General features: G+C 66.6%; 20 protein-coding genes. 5 read left to right on the top strand and 15 right to left on the bottom strand.

Annotated features, from left to right (window positions below; genetic code table 11):
* Positions 1-10: 10 nt before the first annotated feature.
* Complete coding sequence (locus tag QO014_RS18295; RefSeq protein WP_266350179.1) at positions 11-481, bottom strand: helix-turn-helix domain-containing protein; 471 nt, start codon at positions 479-481, stop codon at positions 11-13.
* Positions 478-891, bottom strand: a complete 414-nt coding sequence (locus QO014_RS18290) for an AraC family transcriptional regulator (protein WP_266350178.1) — start codon at positions 889-891, stop codon at positions 478-480. Before QO014_RS18290 ends, QO014_RS18295 begins: the two co-directional genes overlap by 4 nt.
* A 194-nt stretch (positions 892-1,085) precedes the next feature.
* On the opposite strand from QO014_RS18290, the gene QO014_RS18285 reads away from it, so the two are divergent.
* The 3 genes from QO014_RS18285 to QO014_RS18275 all read left to right on the top strand — a co-directional run bounded on the left by QO014_RS18285 (position 1,086) and on the right by QO014_RS18275 (position 4,552).
* Entirely contained in the window at positions 1,086-1,763 is a 678-nt protein-coding gene (locus QO014_RS18285) for a glutathione S-transferase family protein (protein ID WP_266350177.1), read from the top strand.
* Positions 1,764-1,765: 2 nt separating this feature from the next.
* Positions 1,766-3,160: a lactonase family protein gene (locus QO014_RS18280; RefSeq protein ID WP_266350176.1), complete on the top strand. Its 1,395-nt coding sequence runs from the start codon at positions 1,766-1,768 to the stop codon at positions 3,158-3,160.
* Positions 3,161-3,592: 432 nt separating this feature from the next.
* On the top strand, positions 3,593-4,552 hold the full coding sequence (locus tag QO014_RS18275) for a methyltransferase (RefSeq protein WP_266350175.1): 960 nt from the start codon (positions 3,593-3,595) through the stop codon (positions 4,550-4,552).
* Between the two features lie 72 nt (positions 4,553-4,624).
* Here the strand turns inward: QO014_RS18275 and clpA are convergent, their stop codons facing one another.
* Complete coding sequence (gene clpA / locus QO014_RS18270; RefSeq protein WP_266350174.1) at positions 4,625-7,081, bottom strand: ATP-dependent Clp protease ATP-binding subunit ClpA; 2,457 nt, start codon at positions 7,079-7,081, stop codon at positions 4,625-4,627.
* A gap of 9 nt (positions 7,082-7,090) precedes the next feature.
* Positions 7,091-7,420, bottom strand: a complete 330-nt coding sequence (gene clpS / locus QO014_RS18265; protein ID WP_266350173.1) for an ATP-dependent Clp protease adapter ClpS — start codon at positions 7,418-7,420, stop codon at positions 7,091-7,093.
* A gap of 281 nt (positions 7,421-7,701) precedes the next feature.
* Between clpS and QO014_RS18260 the strand changes: the two genes are divergently transcribed.
* The gene (locus QO014_RS18260; RefSeq protein ID WP_266350172.1) at positions 7,702-7,941 is read left to right on the top strand and encodes a hypothetical protein; all 240 of its coding nucleotides are present in this window, start codon (positions 7,702-7,704) and stop codon (positions 7,939-7,941) included.
* A 215-nt stretch (positions 7,942-8,156) separates the two neighbouring features.
* On the opposite strand, the gene QO014_RS18255 is transcribed toward QO014_RS18260, so the two are convergent.
* The 5 genes from QO014_RS18255 to cbiE form a co-directional block, all read right to left on the bottom strand.
* Positions 8,157-9,473 (bottom strand): cobyrinic acid a,c-diamide synthase CobB, encoded by a 1,317-nt coding sequence (locus QO014_RS18255; RefSeq protein ID WP_266350171.1) that lies wholly within the window; start codon positions 9,471-9,473, stop codon positions 8,157-8,159.
* A complete protein-coding gene (gene cobA, locus QO014_RS18250) occupies positions 9,470-10,282 on the bottom strand; it encodes a uroporphyrinogen-III C-methyltransferase (protein ID WP_266350170.1) in 813 nt (270 codons plus the stop codon). Before cobA ends, QO014_RS18255 begins: the two co-directional genes overlap by 4 nt.
* A gap of 139 nt (positions 10,283-10,421) precedes the next feature.
* On the bottom strand, positions 10,422-11,186 hold the full coding sequence (cobM, locus tag QO014_RS18245; RefSeq protein WP_266350169.1) for a precorrin-4 C(11)-methyltransferase: 765 nt from the start codon (positions 11,184-11,186) through the stop codon (positions 10,422-10,424).
* Entirely contained in the window at positions 11,183-11,569 is a 387-nt protein-coding gene (locus tag QO014_RS18240; RefSeq protein ID WP_266350168.1) for a cobalamin biosynthesis protein, read from the bottom strand. The genes cobM and QO014_RS18240 overlap by 4 nt, the downstream gene beginning before the upstream one ends.
* On the bottom strand, positions 11,566-12,789 hold the full coding sequence (gene cbiE, locus QO014_RS18235) for a precorrin-6y C5,15-methyltransferase (decarboxylating) subunit CbiE (RefSeq protein WP_266350167.1): 1,224 nt from the start codon (positions 12,787-12,789) through the stop codon (positions 11,566-11,568). The genes QO014_RS18240 and cbiE overlap by 4 nt, the downstream gene beginning before the upstream one ends.
* A gap of 17 nt (positions 12,790-12,806) precedes the next feature.
* Between cbiE and QO014_RS18230 the strand changes: the two genes are divergently transcribed.
* Complete coding sequence (locus QO014_RS18230; RefSeq protein ID WP_266350166.1) at positions 12,807-13,571, top strand: cobalt-precorrin-6A reductase; 765 nt, start codon at positions 12,807-12,809, stop codon at positions 13,569-13,571.
* Here the strand turns inward: QO014_RS18230 and QO014_RS18225 are convergent.
* The 6 genes from QO014_RS18225 to QO014_RS18200 all read right to left on the bottom strand — a co-directional run bounded on the left by QO014_RS18225 (position 13,538) and on the right by QO014_RS18200 (position 19,332).
* Positions 13,538-14,299 carry a precorrin-3B C(17)-methyltransferase gene (locus tag QO014_RS18225; RefSeq protein WP_266350165.1) on the bottom strand — a complete coding sequence of 254 codons (762 nt, stop codon included), beginning with the start codon at positions 14,297-14,299 and terminating at the stop codon, positions 13,538-13,540. The two genes, QO014_RS18230 and QO014_RS18225, sit on opposite strands and share 34 nt — an antisense overlap.
* Entirely contained in the window at positions 14,296-15,024 is a 729-nt protein-coding gene (locus tag QO014_RS18220; RefSeq protein ID WP_266350164.1) for a precorrin-2 C(20)-methyltransferase, read from the bottom strand. The genes QO014_RS18225 and QO014_RS18220 overlap by 4 nt, the downstream gene beginning before the upstream one ends.
* A complete protein-coding gene (locus tag QO014_RS18215) occupies positions 15,021-15,656 on the bottom strand; it encodes a precorrin-8X methylmutase (RefSeq protein ID WP_266350163.1) in 636 nt (211 codons plus the stop codon). Before QO014_RS18215 ends, QO014_RS18220 begins: the two co-directional genes overlap by 4 nt.
* Entirely contained in the window at positions 15,628-17,010 is a 1,383-nt protein-coding gene (locus tag QO014_RS18210; protein ID WP_266350162.1) for a ferredoxin-like domain-containing protein, read from the bottom strand. The genes QO014_RS18215 and QO014_RS18210 overlap by 29 nt, the downstream gene beginning before the upstream one ends.
* A 91-nt stretch (positions 17,011-17,101) precedes the next feature.
* On the bottom strand, positions 17,102-18,505 hold the full coding sequence (uxaC, locus tag QO014_RS18205; RefSeq protein ID WP_266350161.1) for a glucuronate isomerase: 1,404 nt from the start codon (positions 18,503-18,505) through the stop codon (positions 17,102-17,104).
* A 65-nt stretch (positions 18,506-18,570) separates the two neighbouring features.
* A complete protein-coding gene (locus QO014_RS18200) occupies positions 18,571-19,332 on the bottom strand; it encodes a hydroxypyruvate isomerase family protein (protein ID WP_266350160.1) in 762 nt (253 codons plus the stop codon).
* Positions 19,333-19,401 lie beyond the last annotated feature (69 nt).

Raw genomic sequence — 19,401 nt, 5'->3', positions numbered from 1 at the left:
AGCCGCTCTATCACATCGGTATTATAACGTCGCTTCTCGGTGAGCCTCCGAAAGCTCGTTTATACTCGCGATGGAACTGCGAAACGCTGCCATAGCCCACGGCGTAGGCCACATTGGCTATGTTGACGCTGCTCTCCGCAAGGAGCGATCGCGCCTCGAGCAGCCGCATCTGCTTTTGATATTGCAGCGGCGTCATCGAGGTCAGTGCCTTGAAATGATGATAGAAGGACGCTGGGCTCATGGCCGCTGTCGCGGCGAGTTCGTCTATCCGAAGCGGGTGCTGATAGTGCTCGCGCAGGTAATGGACGGCCTCGATCACACGCGCGACGGCCCCTTTCGCCAACACCAGGCGCCGCACGTCCTGTCCTTGTGGATCGGACAGTATCCAGTAGCACAACTCGCGGACGATGAGGGGCTGGATGGCCGGAATGGCTTCCGGGTTCTTGGCCAGCGAAAGCAGCCGGATCAGGCAACCGATCACCTGATCCGGACAATCATAAACGAAAATCCCCCTTCGGCCGACGAGGTCGAGTTGGGCGGCGACGCCAGCGTTTCCGCCGCCTCGCGCATTGGCGTGAAGTCGAGTTCGAGGGCCAGCCCCATATATGGCTCGGCAGGGCTGGCACCCGTGACGCTGGCAAATGCGGGCACATCGATGCCGACGACCAAGGCCTGACCATCGGCATAGCGAAAAATGCTGTCGCCGACACAAACCTGCTTGGTCCCCTGGATGGCGATCGCGAGTACTGGCTTGTAGAGCACTTGCGCTGGCAGCGACTGGCTCTCCGAGCGGATGACCGTCAGGCCCGGCAATAGTGTCGTCGATAGACCGTCCTTGCTCGCATGATCTTTCAGCGCGGCTTCCACGGCAGCCTTCAATGTGGCGAACATGATCGTCTCCTCTGCCGGACACCTCGATAGACAGCAGATACGCCAGGCATCGCTGCGATGCCCTAGAAAATCACAGAATTGGAGGATTGTGCACTAAAGCGAGGGATTTGAGCACGACGGTCTTGGGCTGGGCCGATATGTATACGGTAGCAATATCGAATAAATCAAATCAAGAATTGCGATGGTAAAGCCCAATGAAACTGTATGATTCCAGCATTGCACCAAACCCTTTTACGGTCCGTTTTTTCATAGCCGAACGCGGTTTCTTGTCCATCGATGTAGGCGCCGTCGATCTGTTGAACCTGGCCAATCGTCACGAGCCCTATTTGTCGATAAACCCGCGTGGTGAGCTACCCGCCCTGCTGCTTGATGACGGCACCGCACTGACCGAGATCACCGCGATCTGCGAGTATCTCGATGAGATCGCCATCAATGGCCAAAGCCTGATCGGCGATACGGCCGAACAGCGCGCGGCCACGCGTATGTGGACCCGCCGCGTGGATCTGGAGATCGCGCAGCGTTTCATCGATTGGTGGCGCGGCAGCGAGGATGCCGAGACGTACTATCGCGGCAATCGGGTAACCCAATCGGGAGGACGCGAAGCCAACCGGCTCATGGCCAACCAGGGATTCAATCGGCTGGACCAGGATCTCGCGGGCCGCAGCTTTCTCTTCGGCGACCGTCCGGGCATGGCGGACATCCTGCTCTTTGCTTTCATGTTCACGATGATTGGAGCGATCCCGTGGTTGAACCCGCCGGGTCGGACGAACGTCGCGGACTGGTTCAAGCGCATGAGTGAAAGGCCCTCGGTGGCCGCAGCATGCGAGCCCGTTCGCGCCATTCGCGCTGATGCCGGCGGCCCGGAAGCATGACCATGACCGCCTCCCAGCTCGACAGCAAACTCAGGCAAATTGAACGAGGAGCATTTCTCTTGAGATACCTTTCTGTCGGTCTTGCAGCCGCCCTCCTTTTGCCGTCCTTCGCCAATGCCCAGGCACCATCCGTTCCGAACTCCGCCGCGCCAGACGCTTTCCAGGCCCGGATGGTGCTGGCGCTTTCCGACGCCGACATGGTTCCGTCCGCCTATATTGACGGGCGTCTCGGACCTGCGGTCGGCACCGACGCGCTCAGCGTATTGTCGTTCGACCAGCGCTCCGTGGCGCCTCGCGTCGCGAGCGTCGCGGTCACCAATTCGGTGGCGGGTCCGCCGGCCGCCGTGGCGGCGACCCCGGATGGGCGATATGCCATTGTGATCGAGACGCTCGTTGCCCGGCCAGCGGACGGCGCCGACGTCGGACTGGGCAACCTTGCTCCTGGACGCACCATCAGCGTGGTGGACCTTTCCGATCCGGCGGCTCCGCGTGTGGCCCAAACGGTGACCGGACCAGCGCTCGCGGACTCGGTGTCGATCAGCCATGACGGCAGTCTCGTTGCCATAGCAGTCAATCCGGATGGTGACGGCGTGGAGACGCCGCTTTGGCTCTATCGCTTCGCCGAGGGCCGCCTCGACGAAGGCAGGGCGGTCAGCGTGCCTGGATGGACGGCGGGGCATCGCCTGATGGGCGCCGAGTTCCACCCGACTCGCCCGCTGCTGGCTCTGCTCGACTGGACCGGCCGCGCGGTGCGCTTTGTCGATGTCGATCCAGCGACATTCGAGCTGTCGATGTTCGGCAACCCGGTGGAGGTGGAGAATTACCCGTTCTTGATCCGCTTCACGCCGGACGGCAACTATCTTCTTGCCAACGCGGCCTATGCCGACGTGGCGCCTCGCGGACTCCCCTATCGACCACAGCCCGGGAGCCTCGTAAGCATCCGCCTGGACGCGCGACGCGATGCCGCCGGCGTGCCTCAGAACCTCGTGGCGGCACGGTCCGAGGTCGGCGTCGTGCCGGAGGGACTTGCGATCTCACCCGACGGGCGTTTTGCGGTTACGGTCAATCTCGAGGGAACGACACCGGCCTGGGGTGATCCAGCCCGCACTCGGTATGCCTCGCTGTCGCTGGTACGGATCGACCCCACAAATGGCGGCCTCGCCACGGTCCGCACTTTTCCTTTCGACGGCATGTTGCCCGAATCGGCCGTGTTCGACGCAACCGGCGAATTGCTGATAGTGGCCAATTACGGCGATCTCGACAATCCGAGTGCAAGCGGCACGGTGGACTTGTGGCGTCTGGTCGAGCCCGACTACGCCTCCCGCACCGCGCTGGTGCGAACGCGCACGGCCGTGCCGGTTCAGCGCGGAGTGCACACCCTGGTCGTCGTGCGCTGATTGCGTTGGTCTCTCCGCTCTGGCGGTCCGGTCTTTTGACGGAGGCCAAGCAATTGTGGGTCATTTCGTCGTTTCCGTGAAACGATGAAATGACCCGGCGCCGTTGCCACGCCTCGCGACGGGCAGGGCGCCTTGTCTGGCTCGATGGTGTCGATCGGGCGACCCCGGTGACCTGCGCGCCGACCTCGCCGCAAGCCCCGGCGATCGAGCGGGTACGCGTCGCAAATCATCCGAGAATACTTGGCGGTGTCTGGTCACGGATCTGTGTCTAGCAATAACGTCGAGTCTCTATATCGTCTATCGGTCAATACTGGGAATGACGGAGAATATTCAGCGGGAGGAGAAGCCAATATGTCAACGCCGATGCGTTCAACGTCACCTGAAAGCGAAATGCAATCCGCGCCTTCGCCGGCTTTCTTCATTGAAACGGTGATGGCCTATCAGAAGACAGCCGCAATCAAGGCCGCTGTCGATCTCGGACTGTTCAGCGCCATTGGCGCCGGTGCCGACACGGCCGACCGCCTGGCGAGCGAGACCGGGGCCGCCCGGCGCGGTGTCGAGATCCTCGCCGATTATCTCGCGGTACTCGGTTTCCTGACCAAGGCCGGCGGCCGCTACGGCCTGACGCCGTCGAGCGCCGTCTTTCTCGACCGCAAGTCGCCCGCCTATCTGGGCGGCGTGGTCGATTTCCTCGCCTCGCCGGAAATGACCGGCCTGCTCGTGCAGGACCCCGCCGCCTTCGTGCGCAATGGCGGCTCGGTCGGCCTCGCCAACATGGCGCCCGACAATCCGGTCTGGATCAAGTTTGCCGCTGCCATGATGCCGATGATGGCGCCCTCGGCCGAAGGGATCGCCGCCCGCGTCGCCGCATGGCCGCATCCCCCGCGCAAGGTGCTCGATATCGCCGCCGGCCATGGCCGCTGGGGTATCGCGGTGGGGAGGGCGGTGCCGGGCGCGGAAATCGTCGCGGTCGACTGGCGCGAGGTGCTGAAGCTCGCGGAGCGCAACGCCGCCGAAGCCGGCCTCGGCACGCGCTATCGTACCATCCCGGGCAGCGCCTTCGATGTCGATTGGGGCACGGGCTATGATCTGATTCTGGTGCCGCATTTCCTGCATCATTTCGACGCCGAAACCTGCGCCGGCCTGCTGCGCAAGGTGCGCGGCAGCCTCGCGCCCGGAGGCCAGGTGCTGGTGATCGAGAACGTCATCGACGAGGACGGCCTCGCGCCGCCCTGGCCGGCCGCCTTCTCATTCCTCATGCTGGGCACGACGCCGCACGGCAAGGCCTATACGGCCAGGGAATATGAAGCCATGGGCCGCGCGGCGGGCTTTTCGGGGCTCACGATCGAGGCGATGCCGCCCGCGCCGCACAGCCTGCTCGTCTACGCCTGAGGCAGCCCCACGCATAAAAAGCGAGGCGCGTTTCCGCGCCTCGCTTCGATGTCTGCGTCAGGTGCCTCAGCCCTATTCGGTCTTCAGCGGAACCTTCGGCACGAGCCCGCCGCGCTTCGGCGGGTTCTTGTCCGAGGGCGCGCTCTTCTTGGCCGATGCCGCCGTGGTAGCGGCAGCCGGCTTGCGCTTCCGCGTCGCCGTCTTGGCCTTCGGCTCTTCCGGCTCGGGCTTCGGCGTCACCGGGCCATCCTCGATCGGCTCGAGATGCAGGCCGGTCTCGCCATTCTCCTTGGTCTCGACCGTGACCTTGACCGTGCCGCCCTTGCGGAGCTTGCCGAACAGGACCTCGTCAGCCAGAGGCTGCTTGATGTTCTGCTGGATCACGCGGCCGAGCGGCCTCGCGCCCATCTGGCGGTCATAGCCCTTGTTGGCGAGCCAATCGATCGCTTCCGGCGACAGGTCGAACGTGACGCCGCGGTCGGCCAGTTGGGCCTCGAGCTGCAGCACGAACTTCTGCACGACGCTATGGACCACTTCGATCGGCAGGTTGCCGAACTGGACGATCGCATCGAGACGGTTGCGGAATTCCGGTGCGAACAGGCGGTTGATCGCCTCCTGGTCGTCCTGGTCCCGCGCCGAGCTCTTGAAGCCGATGGCAGGCTTGGCGAGATCCGACGCGCCGGCATTGGTGGTCATGATCAGGATGACGTTCCTGAAATCGACCTGCTTGCCGTTATGGTCGGTCAGCTTGCCGTGATCCATCACCTGCAACAGGATGTTGAACAGGTCCGGATGCGCCTTCTCGATCTCGTCGAGCAGCAGCACGCAATGCGGATGCTGGTCGACGCCGTCGGTCAGGAGGCCGCCCTGGTCGAAGCCGACATAGCCGGGAGGGGCACCGATCAGCCGCGAGACGGTGTGGCGCTCCATATATTCCGACATGTCGAAACGGATCAGCTCGACGCCGAGGCTTTCGGCCAGCGACTTCGCGACTTCGGTCTTGCCGACGCCGGTCGGACCCGCGAACAGGTAGGAACCGATCGGCTTCTCCGGCTCGCGCAATCCGGCACGCGCCAGCTTGATCGCCGAGGTGACCTGCTCGATCGCCCGGTCCTGGCCATAGACGACGCGCTTCAGGGTGGTTTCGAGCCCCTTCAGCACTTCCGCATCGTTCTTCGATACCGTCTTCGGCGGGATCCGCGCCATGGTGGCGATCGTGTCCTCGATCTCCTTGACGCCGATCGTCTTCTTCCGCTTGCCCTCGGGAATGAGCATCTGCGAGGCGCCGGTCTCGTCGATCACGTCGATCGCCTTGTCCGGCAGCTTGCGGTCATGGATGTAGCGCGCCGACAGTTCGACCGCCGACTTGATCGCGTCATTGGTGTAGCGGACGCGGTGGAAGTCCTCGAAATACGGCTTCAGGCCCTTCAGGATCTCGATCGCATCGGGGATCGTCGGCTCGTTGACGTCGATCTTCTGGAAACGGCGGACGAGCGCGCGGTCCTTCTCGAAGAACTGGCGATATTCCTTGTAGGTCGTCGAGCCGATGCAGCGGATCGAGCCGCCGGCCAGCGCCGGCTTCAACAGGTTGGAGGCGTCCATCGCCCCGCCCGAGGTCGCGCCCGCGCCGATCACCGTATGGATCTCGTCGATGAACAGGATCGAGCCCGGATATTCCTCGATCTCCTTGACGACCTGCTTCAGCCGCTCCTCGAAATCGCCGCGATAGCGGGTTCCGGCCAAGAGCGTGCCCATGTCGAGCGAGAAGATGGTGGAGCCGGCGAGCACGTCGGGAACGTCGCCCTCGACGATCCGCTTGGCGAGGCCTTCGGCGATCGCCGTCTTGCCGACGCCGGGGTCACCGACGAAGAGCGGATTGTTCTTCTGCCGGCGGCAAAGGACCTGGATCGTACGCGCGATTTCGATGTCGCGGCCGATCAGCGGGTCGATCTTGCCCTTCTTGGCCTTCTCGTTGAGGTTGACGCAATAGGCTTCGAGCGCGTCGGCCTTCTTCTTGCTGTCCTCACGATTATCCACTGTCGCGGCCTCGTCGTCGACGCCGCGAACGGGGCGGCTCTCGCTCATGCCGGCCCGCTTGGCGATGCCATGAGAAATATAGTTGACCGCGTCATAGCGGGTCATGTCCTGCTCTTGCAGGAAATAGGCCGCATGGCTCTCGCGCTCGGCGAAGATCGCGACGAGCACGTTGGCGCCGGTCACCTCCTCGCGGCCGGAAGACTGGACGTGGATCACCGCGCGCTGGATGACGCGCTGGAAGCCGGCTGTGGGCTTGGAATCTTCCTCGGGCCCGTGGGCCAGGTTCGCGAGTTCGGTGTCGATATAGTCGACGAGGCTGCGGCGCAGCATGTCGAGGTCGACATTGCAGGCGCGCATCACGGCAGCCGCGTCCTGGTCCTCGATCAGGGCCAGCAGCAGATGTTCGAGCGTCGCATATTCCTGATGGCGCTCGTTCGCGAAAGCGAGGGCCTGGTGGAGAGCTTTTTCAAGGCTGCGGGAGAATGACGGCACGTTAGGACCTCACTTCCTTTCCATCACGCATTGGAGCGGATGCTGGTGTTTGCGGGCGAAATCCATCACTTGGGTGACCTTGGTCTCGGCCACCTCGTAAGTGTAGACCCCGCACTCCCCCATGCCATGCTGATGCACATGCAGCATGATCTGCGTCGCTTCCTCCCGGTTCTTGTTGAAGAACCGTTCGAGCACGTGAATGACGAACTCCATTGGCGTGTAGTCGTCATTGAGCAGCAGAACGCGATAAAGGCTCGGCCGCTTGGTTTTCGGCCGGGTCTTGGTGACGACTCCGATTCCGGTGTCGCCGTCATCCGATCGACGCGTATCTTTGCTCATGGCTCGTTCGTGCATCGCATTTGGGAATCCTGCCGAGAATTCCGCCGCAGCGCAATCGCATAATTTGACGATTTTGCACCGCCGCATCGCGGTCAGGCGGGGGAGGTTGGTGAGGACTTATATGGGAGCCGAAATTCCGGATGGAAGTAGGGGCCGCACCGGGCCGCGAAGCCGTCCGGAATCGCGCGCGGCGCGCGCCGATGGATGATAGGAGTGCATCCATCAGCCTGTCCGGCATCTGCCTGTCCGGTGCTCCCCGCCCCAGAAGAGAACGCGTCCCCATGGCCGTCACCACACAGTTCGTCGTCCAGGCCTATCGGCTCAACAAGCGCGGCAAGCTCGAGGCCGAGCCGGCCGTCGCCGCAAGTTCCGCCGACAACGCCAAGGTCCGCGCCCAGAAGCTGTCGGCCTCGCGCGAAGGCGTGATCGCCTTCCAGATCGCCGTCGATGCCGAAATGGGCGACTATGGCGAGCCCGTCACGCTGGCGCGTTTCGGCAATCTGCCGGAAGAGATGGGATAGGGCGGCTTTGCCGCACCCGGCCGGTGACTATTCGCCGGCGTGCAAATGGCGGTCGCGGCGATCGCCACGACGGGCCATCACGAAGATGCCGAGACCGGCCAGACCCATGATGACCGGGGCGATGAAAAGCAGATAGGTTTCCACGGTTCCCTCCAAAAATTCTCGACGCGTTGAAGACGATACTGCCGGATGCGGCTCTCGCCTGGCAAAAATCCCTATCGCCGCGCGATCGCGTGAAAATAGCTGCCTGAGACGCGGCCGCGCACGCCGCCCGTTTCGCCGAGAGGGTCGCCGCGCGCATCGGTGATCGTTGCGAGTGGTGCGTCCTGGCCGGCCTCGGCCAGCGTCGAATAATGGAATTCATGGCCAGCGATCCGCGTTCCGGCCGGTCCGAGCGCAGAATCGTTCGCGATCGTGGCAGAGCGGTAGCCGAGATGCAGCCGGCGCGTGGCGAAGCTCGTGGAATGGCCGAGCAGGCCGGCCATGGGATGGGCGTCGCCCTGCGCGTCGATCAGCACGCGGCCGAGAACCATGTGGCCGCCGCATTCGCCATGGACGGGCCGGTTCTGCGCGAAATGCCGCAGGCCCGTCATGAAGCGGCTGGCCGCCGCGAGCCGTCCGGCATGGAGTTCGGGATAGCCGCCGGGTAGCCAGCAGGCGTCGCAATCGTCGGGCGGCGCCTCGTCGGCGAGCGGCGAGAACGGCACGATCTCGGCGCCGGCCTGCCGCCAGCCGGCCAGTACGTGCGGATAGATGAAGGAAAAGGCGATATCGGCGGCGAGCGCGATGCGGCTGCCCGGCGGCGGCAGTGCGGGTCCCTCGGGTCCCGTGGTGGCGGCCGCCAGCGGACGGGCGAGCGCCAGCAGCGCGTCGATATCGACATGGCGCTCGACCTGGTCGGCGAGGCCCGCTATCAGCCGGGCCGGATCGGGATGTTCGCCGGCCTGGACGAGGCCGAGATGGCGCTCGGGCAAGGCGAGCGCCGCGTCGCGCGGCATGCTGCCGAGGATCGGCAGCCCGATCGGCGCGACGGCATCGGCGATCAGCCTGTGGTGCCGTTCGCTGGCGACACGGTTCAGGATCACGCCGGCGACACGGATGCGCGGATCATGGCCGGCCAGCCCGCGCAGGATCGCGGCGACCGTCTGCGATTGGCCCGACACGTCGAGCACCAGCACCACCGGCAGGCCGAGGCGCACGGCGATATCGGCGGTGGCGCCGCGCGCATCGGCCGGTCCGCCGACGCCATCGAAGAGGCCGAGCGCGCCCTCGACGATGAAAAGATCGGCATTGGCGGCCGCATCGGCCGCCAGGGCGTCGAGCAGCGCCGGCGGCATCGCCCAGCTGTCGAGATTGACGCTCGGCTGGCCCGAGGCCGTGCTGTGGAAGGCGGGATCGACATAATCCGGCCCGTTCTTGGCGCTCCTGACCCGATGGCCCCGCCGGGCGAGCGCCGCCAGCAGCGCCGTCGTCAGGACCGTCTTGCCCTCGCCGGAACGGATCGCGGAGAGGATGAATCCGCGCGCGCTCAAGCGTCGGCCTCGGTCTGCAGCGTCGTCGCGAGTTGGTCCAGCGTGTCGCGGAAGCTGACGATGGAGCCGACGACCAGCAGGGCCGGCGCCGCGACGGCCGCCGCCTCGGCCGCATCGGCGATTTCGGCCAGCGTCGAGACGAGGATGCTTGCCGCCGGCGTCGTGGCGGCGGAGATGATGGCGGTCGCCGTTTCGGGCGCGAGCCCGCCGGCGCGCAACGCCTCGGTGATCGGCGCAATGGTGCGCACCGCCATGTAGATCACCAGCGGCTGGCCGGTCCGCGCCAGCGCCGGCCAATCGAGGCCGCCTTCGGCACCGAGATGCCCCGTCGCCAGGATGATCGCCTGGTTGAGGCCTCGCATGGTGGCCGGAATCGAGAAGGCGGTGAGCCCGGCGAGGCCGGCCGTCAGGCCCGGCAGCACGCGGAAGGCGACATCGTTCTGCGCCAGTGTCAGCACTTCCTCGCCACCGCGCCCGAAGACGAAGGGATCGCCGCCCTTGAGGCGAACGACCCGCTCGCCATTGCGGGCGAGGACGACGAGCCGTTCGGAAATATCGTCCTGGTCGGCGGAGGGTCGGCCGCCGCGCTTTCCCACCGCCTCGAATCGCGCCGTCGGCTTCGCCAGCGCCAGCACGCGCGGATCGATCAGCGCATCATGCACGATCACATCGGCCTGCTGGATGGCGTTGAGCGCTTCGAGGGTCAGGAGTCCCGGTGCGCCGGGGCCTGCACCAACCAGCCAGACCTCGCCACGACCGAGCTCCGGCAGATCGATGGCGGGAAGGACGAGGGAGCGGCTTGCGGCCATGGCAACACCTGTTCGTGGCGGGAGCGGCAGGTCGCAGTATAGCCGAGACGGAGGCGATGCAAGGCCGCTTGCCGCGCGATTGCCTGAATGAACGGCTGGCCTCCGTCCAGCCTTGTCCGCGCGGCGCGAGGGAGGAGGCCTATGCGCCCGCAGCGCCGCGGAAGCGACGCACATAATCGGGGCTGTAGAGGGCGCTGTCGGCGAAATCGGCCGGCGCCAGAGCGGGGCCGACCAGGACGAGCGCGCTCCGCTCGATCGCGGTGCCCTCGAGTTTCGAACGGATATCACCAAGCGTTCCGCGCAGGACCGTCTCGTCCGGCCAGCTCGCGCGGAAGACCACGGCGACAGGGCAATCCGCGCCGTAGAAGGGCAGCAGCTCGGTCTCGATTCGCTCCATCGCCTGGATGGCGAGGTGGATCGCGAGCGTCGCTCCCGTCGCGGCGAACGCGGCGAGCGTTTCGCGTGGCGGCATTTTCGAGGCGCGGCCCGACATGCGCGTCAGCACCACGCTCTGCGCCACTTCCGGCACGGTCAGCTCGCGGCCCAGCACGGCGGCGGCGGCGGCAAAGGCCGGCACGCCGGGCGTCAGCGTATAGGGGATGCCGTGGCGCTCCAGCCGGCGGATCTGCTCGGCGACCGCGCTATAGATCGAGAGATCGCCGGAATGGAGCCGCGCCACGTCGAGGCCGGCGGCATGGGCCGCGACATATTCAGCCTCGATCGCGTCGAGATCGAGCGCGGCGGTGTTCACGAGCCTGGCGTCGTGCGGGCAATAGGCCAGCAATTCGTCGGGCACGATCGAGCCGGCGTAGAGGCAGACCGGCGAGCGGGCGATGATATCGCGGCCGCGTACGGTGATGAGGTCGGCAGCGCCCGGGCCGGCGCCAATGAAATGGACGGTCAAAACGGACCTTTCTGCTCGGCGAGCGCGCAGGTGGCGGCGCCGGCGACGCGGCGCGGCACGATGAGGGCGCTGTCGACGCCTGCGGCCGCGAGCGCCGATGCTTCTGCGACGGAGGGAACGGCGAAGAGCGCGACGACGCGATCGGAATGGGTGACGGCGCGGCTGCCGGCCGCCTGGAGCCGGTCGGACGGGATCAGCACCAGCGGGCGGCCGAGCACGGCCGCCGCCTCGGCAATGCCGTCCTCGCCGCCCTTTTCGGCGGCGGTGGCGATGAGATCAACTGATCCGGGATCGATCGCGGCGGCCTCGACGGCGGCGGCGATCGCCGCGAGCACGTCGGCGCGCGAGGCGCCCTTGCGGCATCCGATCCCGGCAACGATCATGGCTTCACCCAGCTCCATTGCACGACCGGCCGCGCCGGCTCCCAGCCCGTCATGCCAGCCAGCGGCCGGGCGCGGTCGAGGCTGATGCGGATCAGATCGCCGCCATGGGTGCCATGGCGGGCGATCAGCAGCGCCTCGGTCTCCAGCGTCACCGCATTGATCACGAGCCGGCCGCCGGAGGGAAGGGCGGCGATCGCCGTGTCGATCACGCCGGGCCGCGACACGCCGCCGCCGATGAAGATCGCGTCCGGCCGTGGCAGGCCGGCCAGCGCCTCGGGCGCGCTGCCCCGGACGAGCTCAAGCCCAGGGACGCCGAAGGCAGCGGTATTTTGCAGGATGCGGTCGCCGCGCCCGGCATTGGGCTCGATCGCGATCGCCCGCATGCGCCGATCGGCCAGCATCCATTCGATGCCGACGGAGCCGGACCCGGCGCCGATGTCCCAGAGCTGTTCGCCCGGGCGCGGCGCCAGCGCCGAGAGCGTCAGCGCGCGGATTTCCCGCTTGGTGATCTGCCCGTCATTTTCGAAGAGCTGATCCGGCAATCCGGCGCTGCGCGGCAGGATGTGGGCGCCAGGCTCGGCTGCGACCTCGACCGCCAGCACGTTCAACGGATGGATGGTCGCGAGCTTGAACTGCGCGGCCGTGGCCGTCCGGATGGCTTCGGCGGGACCGCCGAGTGCTTCGAGCACGGTCAGTCGCGACGGTCCGAAGCCGGCCTTCGCCATCAGCGTCGCGATCTCGGCCGGCGCGGCACCGTCCGATGTGAGGATCAGCAGGCGGGCGCCGTCGAAGAGGTGCGGCCGGATCAGGTCGAGCGGCCGGCCATGCAGCGACAGCGTCGTGATCTCCGCGAGCGGCCAGCCGAGCCGGCTTGCCGCCAGGCTGAAGGCGGAGGGTGCGGGAACGACCAGCATTTCGGCCGGCGCAACATGCCGGGCGATCAGATTGCCGACGCCGTGCAGGAACGGGTCGCCCGAGGCGAGCACCGTGACGGCAGCGCCCCGCCGCGCCAGCACGCCGTCAATCGCGAAGGGGGACGGCCAGGGGATCGCCTCGCCGGTGATCAGCTCCGCCGCCAGCGCGAGATGGCGTGTGCCGCCAAAGACGAAGGCCGCCCTCTCGATCGCGCGGCGGGCGAGCGGCGACAGGCCGTCGACCCCATCCTCGCCGATGCCGACGATGGACAACCAGCGCTCCGATGCGGCAGGGTCCGCGCTCAATGGTTCACGCTCCGGTCATGACGCGCACGATTCTCATTCTCGGCGGGACGACGGAAGGTCGCCTGCTCGCCGAACGGCTCGCCGGCGATTCCCGCTACCGCGCGATCCTGTCGCTTGCCGGCCGGACCGCCCATCCGGCGCCACAGGCCTTGCCGACGAGGATCGGCGGCTTCGGCGGCGTGGAGGGGCTTGCATACTATATACGATCCGAGGCGATCGACGCGCTGGTGCTGGCGACGCATCCCTATGCCGGCGCGATCGCGGCGAACGTGGCAAGCGCGGCAAACCAGACCCGGCGACTGGCAATCCTTTGGCAACGCGCGCCTTGGGCCGTTGCCCTCGGCGATTGCTGGACCCACTGGCCGAGCCTCGATGCTCTCGCCGACGCGGTCGGCCCGGTTCCGAAACGGGTCTTTGTGACCATCGGTCGGCAGGGTGCCCATGCCTTCGAGCGCGCGCCGCAGCATCGCTATCTCTTCCGCAGCGTCGATCCGATCGATCCGCCGCTCGCCCTGCCGCATGCCGATCTCATCCTTGATCGCGGACCCTTTGATATCGCTGCCGAAATCGCGCTGATGCAGCGCCACGGCATCGAGGTCGTGGTCAGCAAGAACAGCGGCGGCGAGGCCACCTATGCCAAGATCGAGGCCGCGCGTCATCTGGGCCTGCCGGTCATGATGCTGGATCGCCCCCCGTCGCCCGCAATTCCGACCGTGTCCACGCTCGACGAGGTCCAGGCCTGGCTCGATCACGGCTTCGCCCCGAAAAATCGCGGCGAATAGACCAGAGGCGGCAGTTCCCCCCGCTCGATGATCCGCGTTTCGGGCGATCCGATCATTACCAAAGTCGCCATATCGGCGAGGGTCGGATCGGCCTCGGCGAGCGGACGGATCACGATGCTCTCGTCGTCCCGCCCGACGGCGCGGCCGAAGATGACGGGCGTCTCGGCCGGGAGATGAGCGCGCAGCCGCTCGAAGGCCGCGCCGAGCTGCCAGGGCCGGGCGCGCGAAATCGGATTATAGAGCGCGATCACAAAGCCTGCCGAAGCGGCGGCATCGAGGCGCTTTTCGACGATTTCCCAAGGCTTTAGGTTGTCGGAGAGCGAGATCGCGCAGAAATCATGGCCAAGCGGCGCACCCGCCGCGGCCGCGACCGCCAGCATGGCGGTAACGCCCGGCACGATCCTGATCTCGAGACGGCGCCACGCCTCCGGCCCGCTCTCGACCTGCTCGCAGACCGCGGCCGCCATGGCGAAGACGCCGGGATCGCCGCCCGAGACCATGGCCACCTGCGCCCCCGCCACGGCCTTTTCCAGCGCGGCGCGCGCACGCGCCCCTTCCTCGCGATTATCCGAGGCGAGACGGGTCTGGTCCGGCCTGAGCGCCACGCGGTCGAGATAGGGACCATAGCCGAAGAGGAATTCCGCCCGGCCCAGTTCCTCGGCCGCCTCCGGCGTCAGGAAGCGCGGGTCGCCCGGCCCGAGCCCGATGACCGTGAGCCGTCCGCTCATGAGTTTGTCTCCCAGCCGGGGACGAGCAGGAGCGAGAAATAGGGCGCCACATCATCGGTCTTATCGGCAAGGCGCATGGTGATCGCGGCCGCCGTCGTCGCGCGCTCGACATAGATGGCGCGGTCCAGCTTGCCGGCGGCCGCGAGCGCGCGGCGGACTTTCGCCAGATTGCGGCCGAGTTTCATCACCACGGCCGCGTCGGCCTCCGCAAAGCGGACGGCGAGCACGGCTTCGTCGAGCGTTCCCGGCACAACGACCAGTATGTCGTCGCCCTGCGCAATCGGCGCCCCGGCGGCCGACCAACTCCCGGACATGGCCGTGATGCCCGGTATCACCTCGGTCTGGTAGCGATCGGCGAGGCGGCAATGGATATGCATGTAGGAGCCATAGAAGAGCGGATCGCCCTCCGAGAGCACCGCGACCGTTCGCCCGGCATCGAGATGGGCGGCGACGGCTGCGGCCGATTTTTCGTAGAAGTCGAGGATCGCGCTCTTGTAGCGCTCGTCATGGCGATGGATTTCCGTCGTCACCGGATAGAGCAGCGGCAGTTCCGCGACATGGCCGAGCCGGTCGGCCACGATCGCATGCGCGTTGCTCAGATTTCCCGCCTTGGCGAAATAGGCGACGATATCGGCGGTTTCGATCGCCTTGACGGCCTTCAGCGTCAGGAGCTCGGGGTCGCCCGGTCCGACCCCGACGCCAATCAAACGTCCGGGCACGGTCATATCAGGTCGCTCGCAAGCGCATTGACGGCGGCGGCCGCGATCGCGCTGCCACCGAGCCGGCCGCGCACGATCAGATAGGGAATGCCGAGCGCGTCAGCGGCCAATGCATCCTTCGATTCCGCCGCGCCGACGAAGCCGACGGGTACGCCGATGATCGCCGCCGGACGTGGCAATCCGGCGTCGAGCCGTTCCATAAGGTGAAAGAGTGCGGTCGGCGCATTGCCGATCACGACCAGCGCGCCTTCGAGCCGTTCGCCCCAGAGATCAATGGCCGCGGCAGAGCGCGTCGTCCCCAGGCGCGCGGCGATTTCGGGCACGTGTGGGTCGCGCAGCGTGCAGACGACATCGTTGCGTGCCGGCAGCCGGGCCCGCGTCACGCCACGCTCGACCATCTCCGCGTCGCAGAAGATTGGCGCACCGGCCTCGATCGCCCGGCGTGCGACACGGGCAAAATCATGGCCGAATTCAATGACATCGGCCAGGGGGACCAGCCCGGCGGCATGGATCATGCGGACGACGATATGGGCCTCGGCGTCGGAAAATCGGGCGAGATCGGCCTCGGCGCGGATGATGGCGAAGGAGCGCTCATAGATCGCCTGACCTTTACGCAAATAGTCGTGGCTTTCCGCCATATTGTGCCGATCCGTCCCCAACTGGCTCGCCCAGTGCCTCGATGATCGCGCGCTCGCCGATCCGTTCGAGTGCGGATCGCACGGTCTCGCCGGGCCGCTTCAGCCTCTCGACGGTCTCGCCGAGCCGGATCAGTCGGTCGGAGAGGGCGTCGATCGGCACGAATCCGCTCGGAACGTCGCGCGCCCGACCCTGAAGCACAAGAGCGGCGCCTTTGTCGATCCCCGCGAGTGTGATCAGCGCCGGCTCCGGATGGGCGCAGCCCTTGGCGCAACCGGAAAGATGCAGCGAAAATGAGCCGTCGAAGAGGCCAGGCACCACTTGGGCGAGGTCGGATGCGATAGCGCGGGCCGGCCAATGTCCGGAGGCACAGCCGGCATTGCCGATGCAGGCCGAGACGAAGCGGCGGCGATCATCGGCACTGACGATGAAGCCGCGCCGCCCGGCAAATGCGGTCACATCGTCGAGCGGAGCGGTTGGGCCCGCCAGCAGGAGGCTGCGCTCTGGCGCCGGCGCCAGTGCGCGGATGCCGATATTGCGCGCGGCCTCAGCGAGCGCCGAAAGATCGGCCGCTGTCGCCTGGCCGAAGGGGAACGCGATGGCCTGGATGGCCTCGATCTCACGGCCGGGCGGGAGAATGGTTCGGCCGATCGAACGCGCTGCTTCCCTCGTTTCCGGGGCTCCCCTCGCGACGATGAGGTCCGCAATAGCCGCATCGAATGCGGGCTGGTCGCGTAAGCTTGACGAGCCGGCCAGACGGGCGAGAGGGCCGAATGTGGCGAGACGTTCGAGAATGGCGACAGCGGCATCGACAGCGCATTCCGCCTTCACCGCGCCGAGCCAGCGCGCCGTGGCCGCATTGCCGCCGAGCCCGATATGAGCCAATCCGCCATCGAATTGCAGGCGCAGATCGGCCGTGAGCGCGCCGACGTGAAAGGCCGTGCCGAGATCGAGCAGGATCGCGACCTTGGGTGCCAGGCGAGCGGTCAGCCCTGTCTGGTCGAGCCGGGCGTGGAGCGCATCGATGATCCCGGCGATATCGATTTCGGGTGCAAGGATCGCGGCGAGCGGATCGACGGCAATCGGCACGCCTGTGGGCAGGAAAAACCCGAGCGCATCGAGCTCTAGGGCGATCGGCACCGCGGCGGCGGGGTCGGGCAGACCCCGGATCTGGATATTGCCGCGCTTCGAGATTTCGACCAGCCCGTTGCCGTGGGCCGCGGACAATTCGGCCAGCCCTGCCAGTTGATCCGGTGTCACCGGGCGGACGAGGGGCGGCAGGCGCGCAAGCCAGCCATCGCCGGTCCGCATCGGATCGGCCAAAGTGGGGCAGGCGTTGCGCGCTGTGATCGTCAAAGGGCCGCTCGGTCTTTGGGCGAGATCGTCCGTCTGGTTTGATCCCCGAACGCCCGCGCGTCAACGTCGGCACTGGTCGTGCCGAAGCGCGCTACAGCCGATAGGCCGCCTTGGCGAGGCCATATGCGAGGTCGTGCGCCAGTTCCTGCGCCTCGTCCTCGTCGAGGCGATGGGTCATCACCAGTTCGGCCAGGTAGCCGCAATCCACCCGGCGGGCGACGTCGTGGCGAGCCGGGATCGACGGGAAGGCGCGCGTATCGTCGTTGAAGCCGACTGTGTTGTAGAACCCGGCCGTTTCCGTGACGAGTTCGCGATAGCGCCGCATACCCTCGGGCGAATCGTAGAACCACCAGGCCGGACCGAGCTTCAGCGCCGGATAATGGCCGGCGAGCGGGGCAAGTTCGCGCGAATAGGCGGTCTCGTCGAGCGTGAACAGGATGATCGAGAGATCGCGCTCGTTGCCGAACCGATCGAGAAGAGGTTTCAGCGCGTGGACGTAATCCGTCCGGGTCGGGATGTCGGCGCCCTTGTCGCGGCCGAAGCGGGCGAGCAGCGCCGGATTATGGTTGCGCATCGAGCCCGGATGGATCTGCATGACGAGGCCGTCATCGAGGCTCATCGCCGCCATTTCGGTCAGCATCTGGGCGCGGAACAATTCGGCTTCGCTCGCCGTGGCCCGGCCTGTCCGCACGACGTGATAGAGCGCCTCAGCCTCTACCGGCCCCAGATCGGCGGTCAGGGCCGTGGGGTGGCCGTGGTCGGTCGAGGTGGCGCCATGCGCCTTGAAGAAGGCACGCCGCGCGCGATGTGCCTCGAGATAGCCGGAAAACGTCGTGACGTCGCAGCCGGTCAGCGTGCCCAGAGCGTCGATATTGGCGACGAAGCCCGCAAAATCTGGATCGACCACCGGATCGGGCCGGTAGGCCGTAATGACGCGCCCAGCCCAGCCCGATTCGCGGATCGTGCGATGATGGCGGAGTTCGTCGAGCGGGCTCTCGGTCGTCGCGATCACCTCGATATTGAAACGGTCGAACAGGGCGCGCGGACGATAGTCCGGCCGGGCCAACCGCTCGGCGATACGGTCGTAATAGAGGTCGGCCGTCACGGCGGAGAGCCGCTGGTCGAGATCGAACAGCGTGGCGAAGGCATGATCGAGCCACATGCGCGTCGGCGTGCCGCGGAAGAGGTGATAGTGCCCGGCAAAACGGCGCCAGATCGCCCGCGGGTCGGTTTCGACCGCGGCGCCATCGACCGTCGGCACGCCCAGATCTTCGAGCCTGACGCCCTGGCTGTAGAGCATGCGGAAGACATAGTGATCCGGCACCACGAAGAGCTGGGCGGGGTTCGGAAAGGGCTGGTTTTCCGCATACCAGCTCGGATCGGTATGGCCGTGCGGAGAGATGATCGGCAGCGCCTTGACCGTGTCGTAGAGCCGGCGCGCGACGGCGCGTGTCGCCGGATCGGCCGGAAGAAGACGGTCCTCATGAATCAGCATCGATTCCTCCCAGAACGATGACCCGGCCCGAGCCGGGGAGAACGAGATGATCGCTGGCCGTGACCTCAGCGCGCGCCCAAGACGGCGCGAAGACTATCCACCGTGGTCCCCGTCGGTCGATATTCGAGCCCGATCAGCCCGGCATAGCCATTGTCCATAAGCCAGTCGACCCGTTGCCGCCAATCGAGAGCGCCGCTGCCGGGTTCGTGCCGGCCGGGTGCATCGGCGAGATGGGCATGGGCGATCCGGTCGACGCGGCCGGCCAGAACGGCGGCTATATCCTCGGACATGACCGCCGAATGATAGATGTCGTAGATCAGCCCGATTTCCGGCCGGCCGACCTCATCGACGATATCGAGACCCTCGGCGGTGGAAGGCAGGAAATAGCCGACGTGGTCGACCAGCGTGTTGAGCGGCTCGATCGCGAGCACGACGCCGGAGCCCGCAAGGATCGGCGCCGCCTTGCCGAGGCCTTCGACCAGCGCGGCGCGCTGTTCGGCTCGGTCGTGCCCAGGCAGGTCGTCGCCGGTCTGCGCGATCAGGACGGGTGCGCGAAGCCGGCGGGCGACATCGATCGAGCGACGCAGGCCCTCCAGGAATTCGCCATGCCGCGCCGGGTCGGTCAACGGCACCATCGGTTCCGCCACCATGCCGGCGAGCGGCAGCCCGGTCTCGTCGAGCGCCGTGGCGATCGCATCGATATCCTTGTTGCTCCAGAGCCAGAATTCGACGGCGTCGAGGCCCGCGCGATGGGCGAGGCGGACTCGATCGGCAAATTCAGGCGCTTCGGCGGCGAAGAGCCATTCGATACAGGCAGAAAGGCGCATGTCCTCGGTCTCTTCGGATCGGCGTTCTGGTTCTCGGGGCGGGCCGCGGGACGAATCGCGACCGGCCCA

The sequence above is a fragment of the Kaistia dalseonensis genome (assembly GCF_030814715.1).
Taxonomy (GTDB): domain Bacteria; phylum Pseudomonadota; class Alphaproteobacteria; order Rhizobiales; family Kaistiaceae; genus Kaistia; species Kaistia dalseonensis.
The sequence above is the reverse complement of the archived record's forward strand: the minus strand, read 5'-3'. Positions and strand labels throughout refer to the sequence as shown.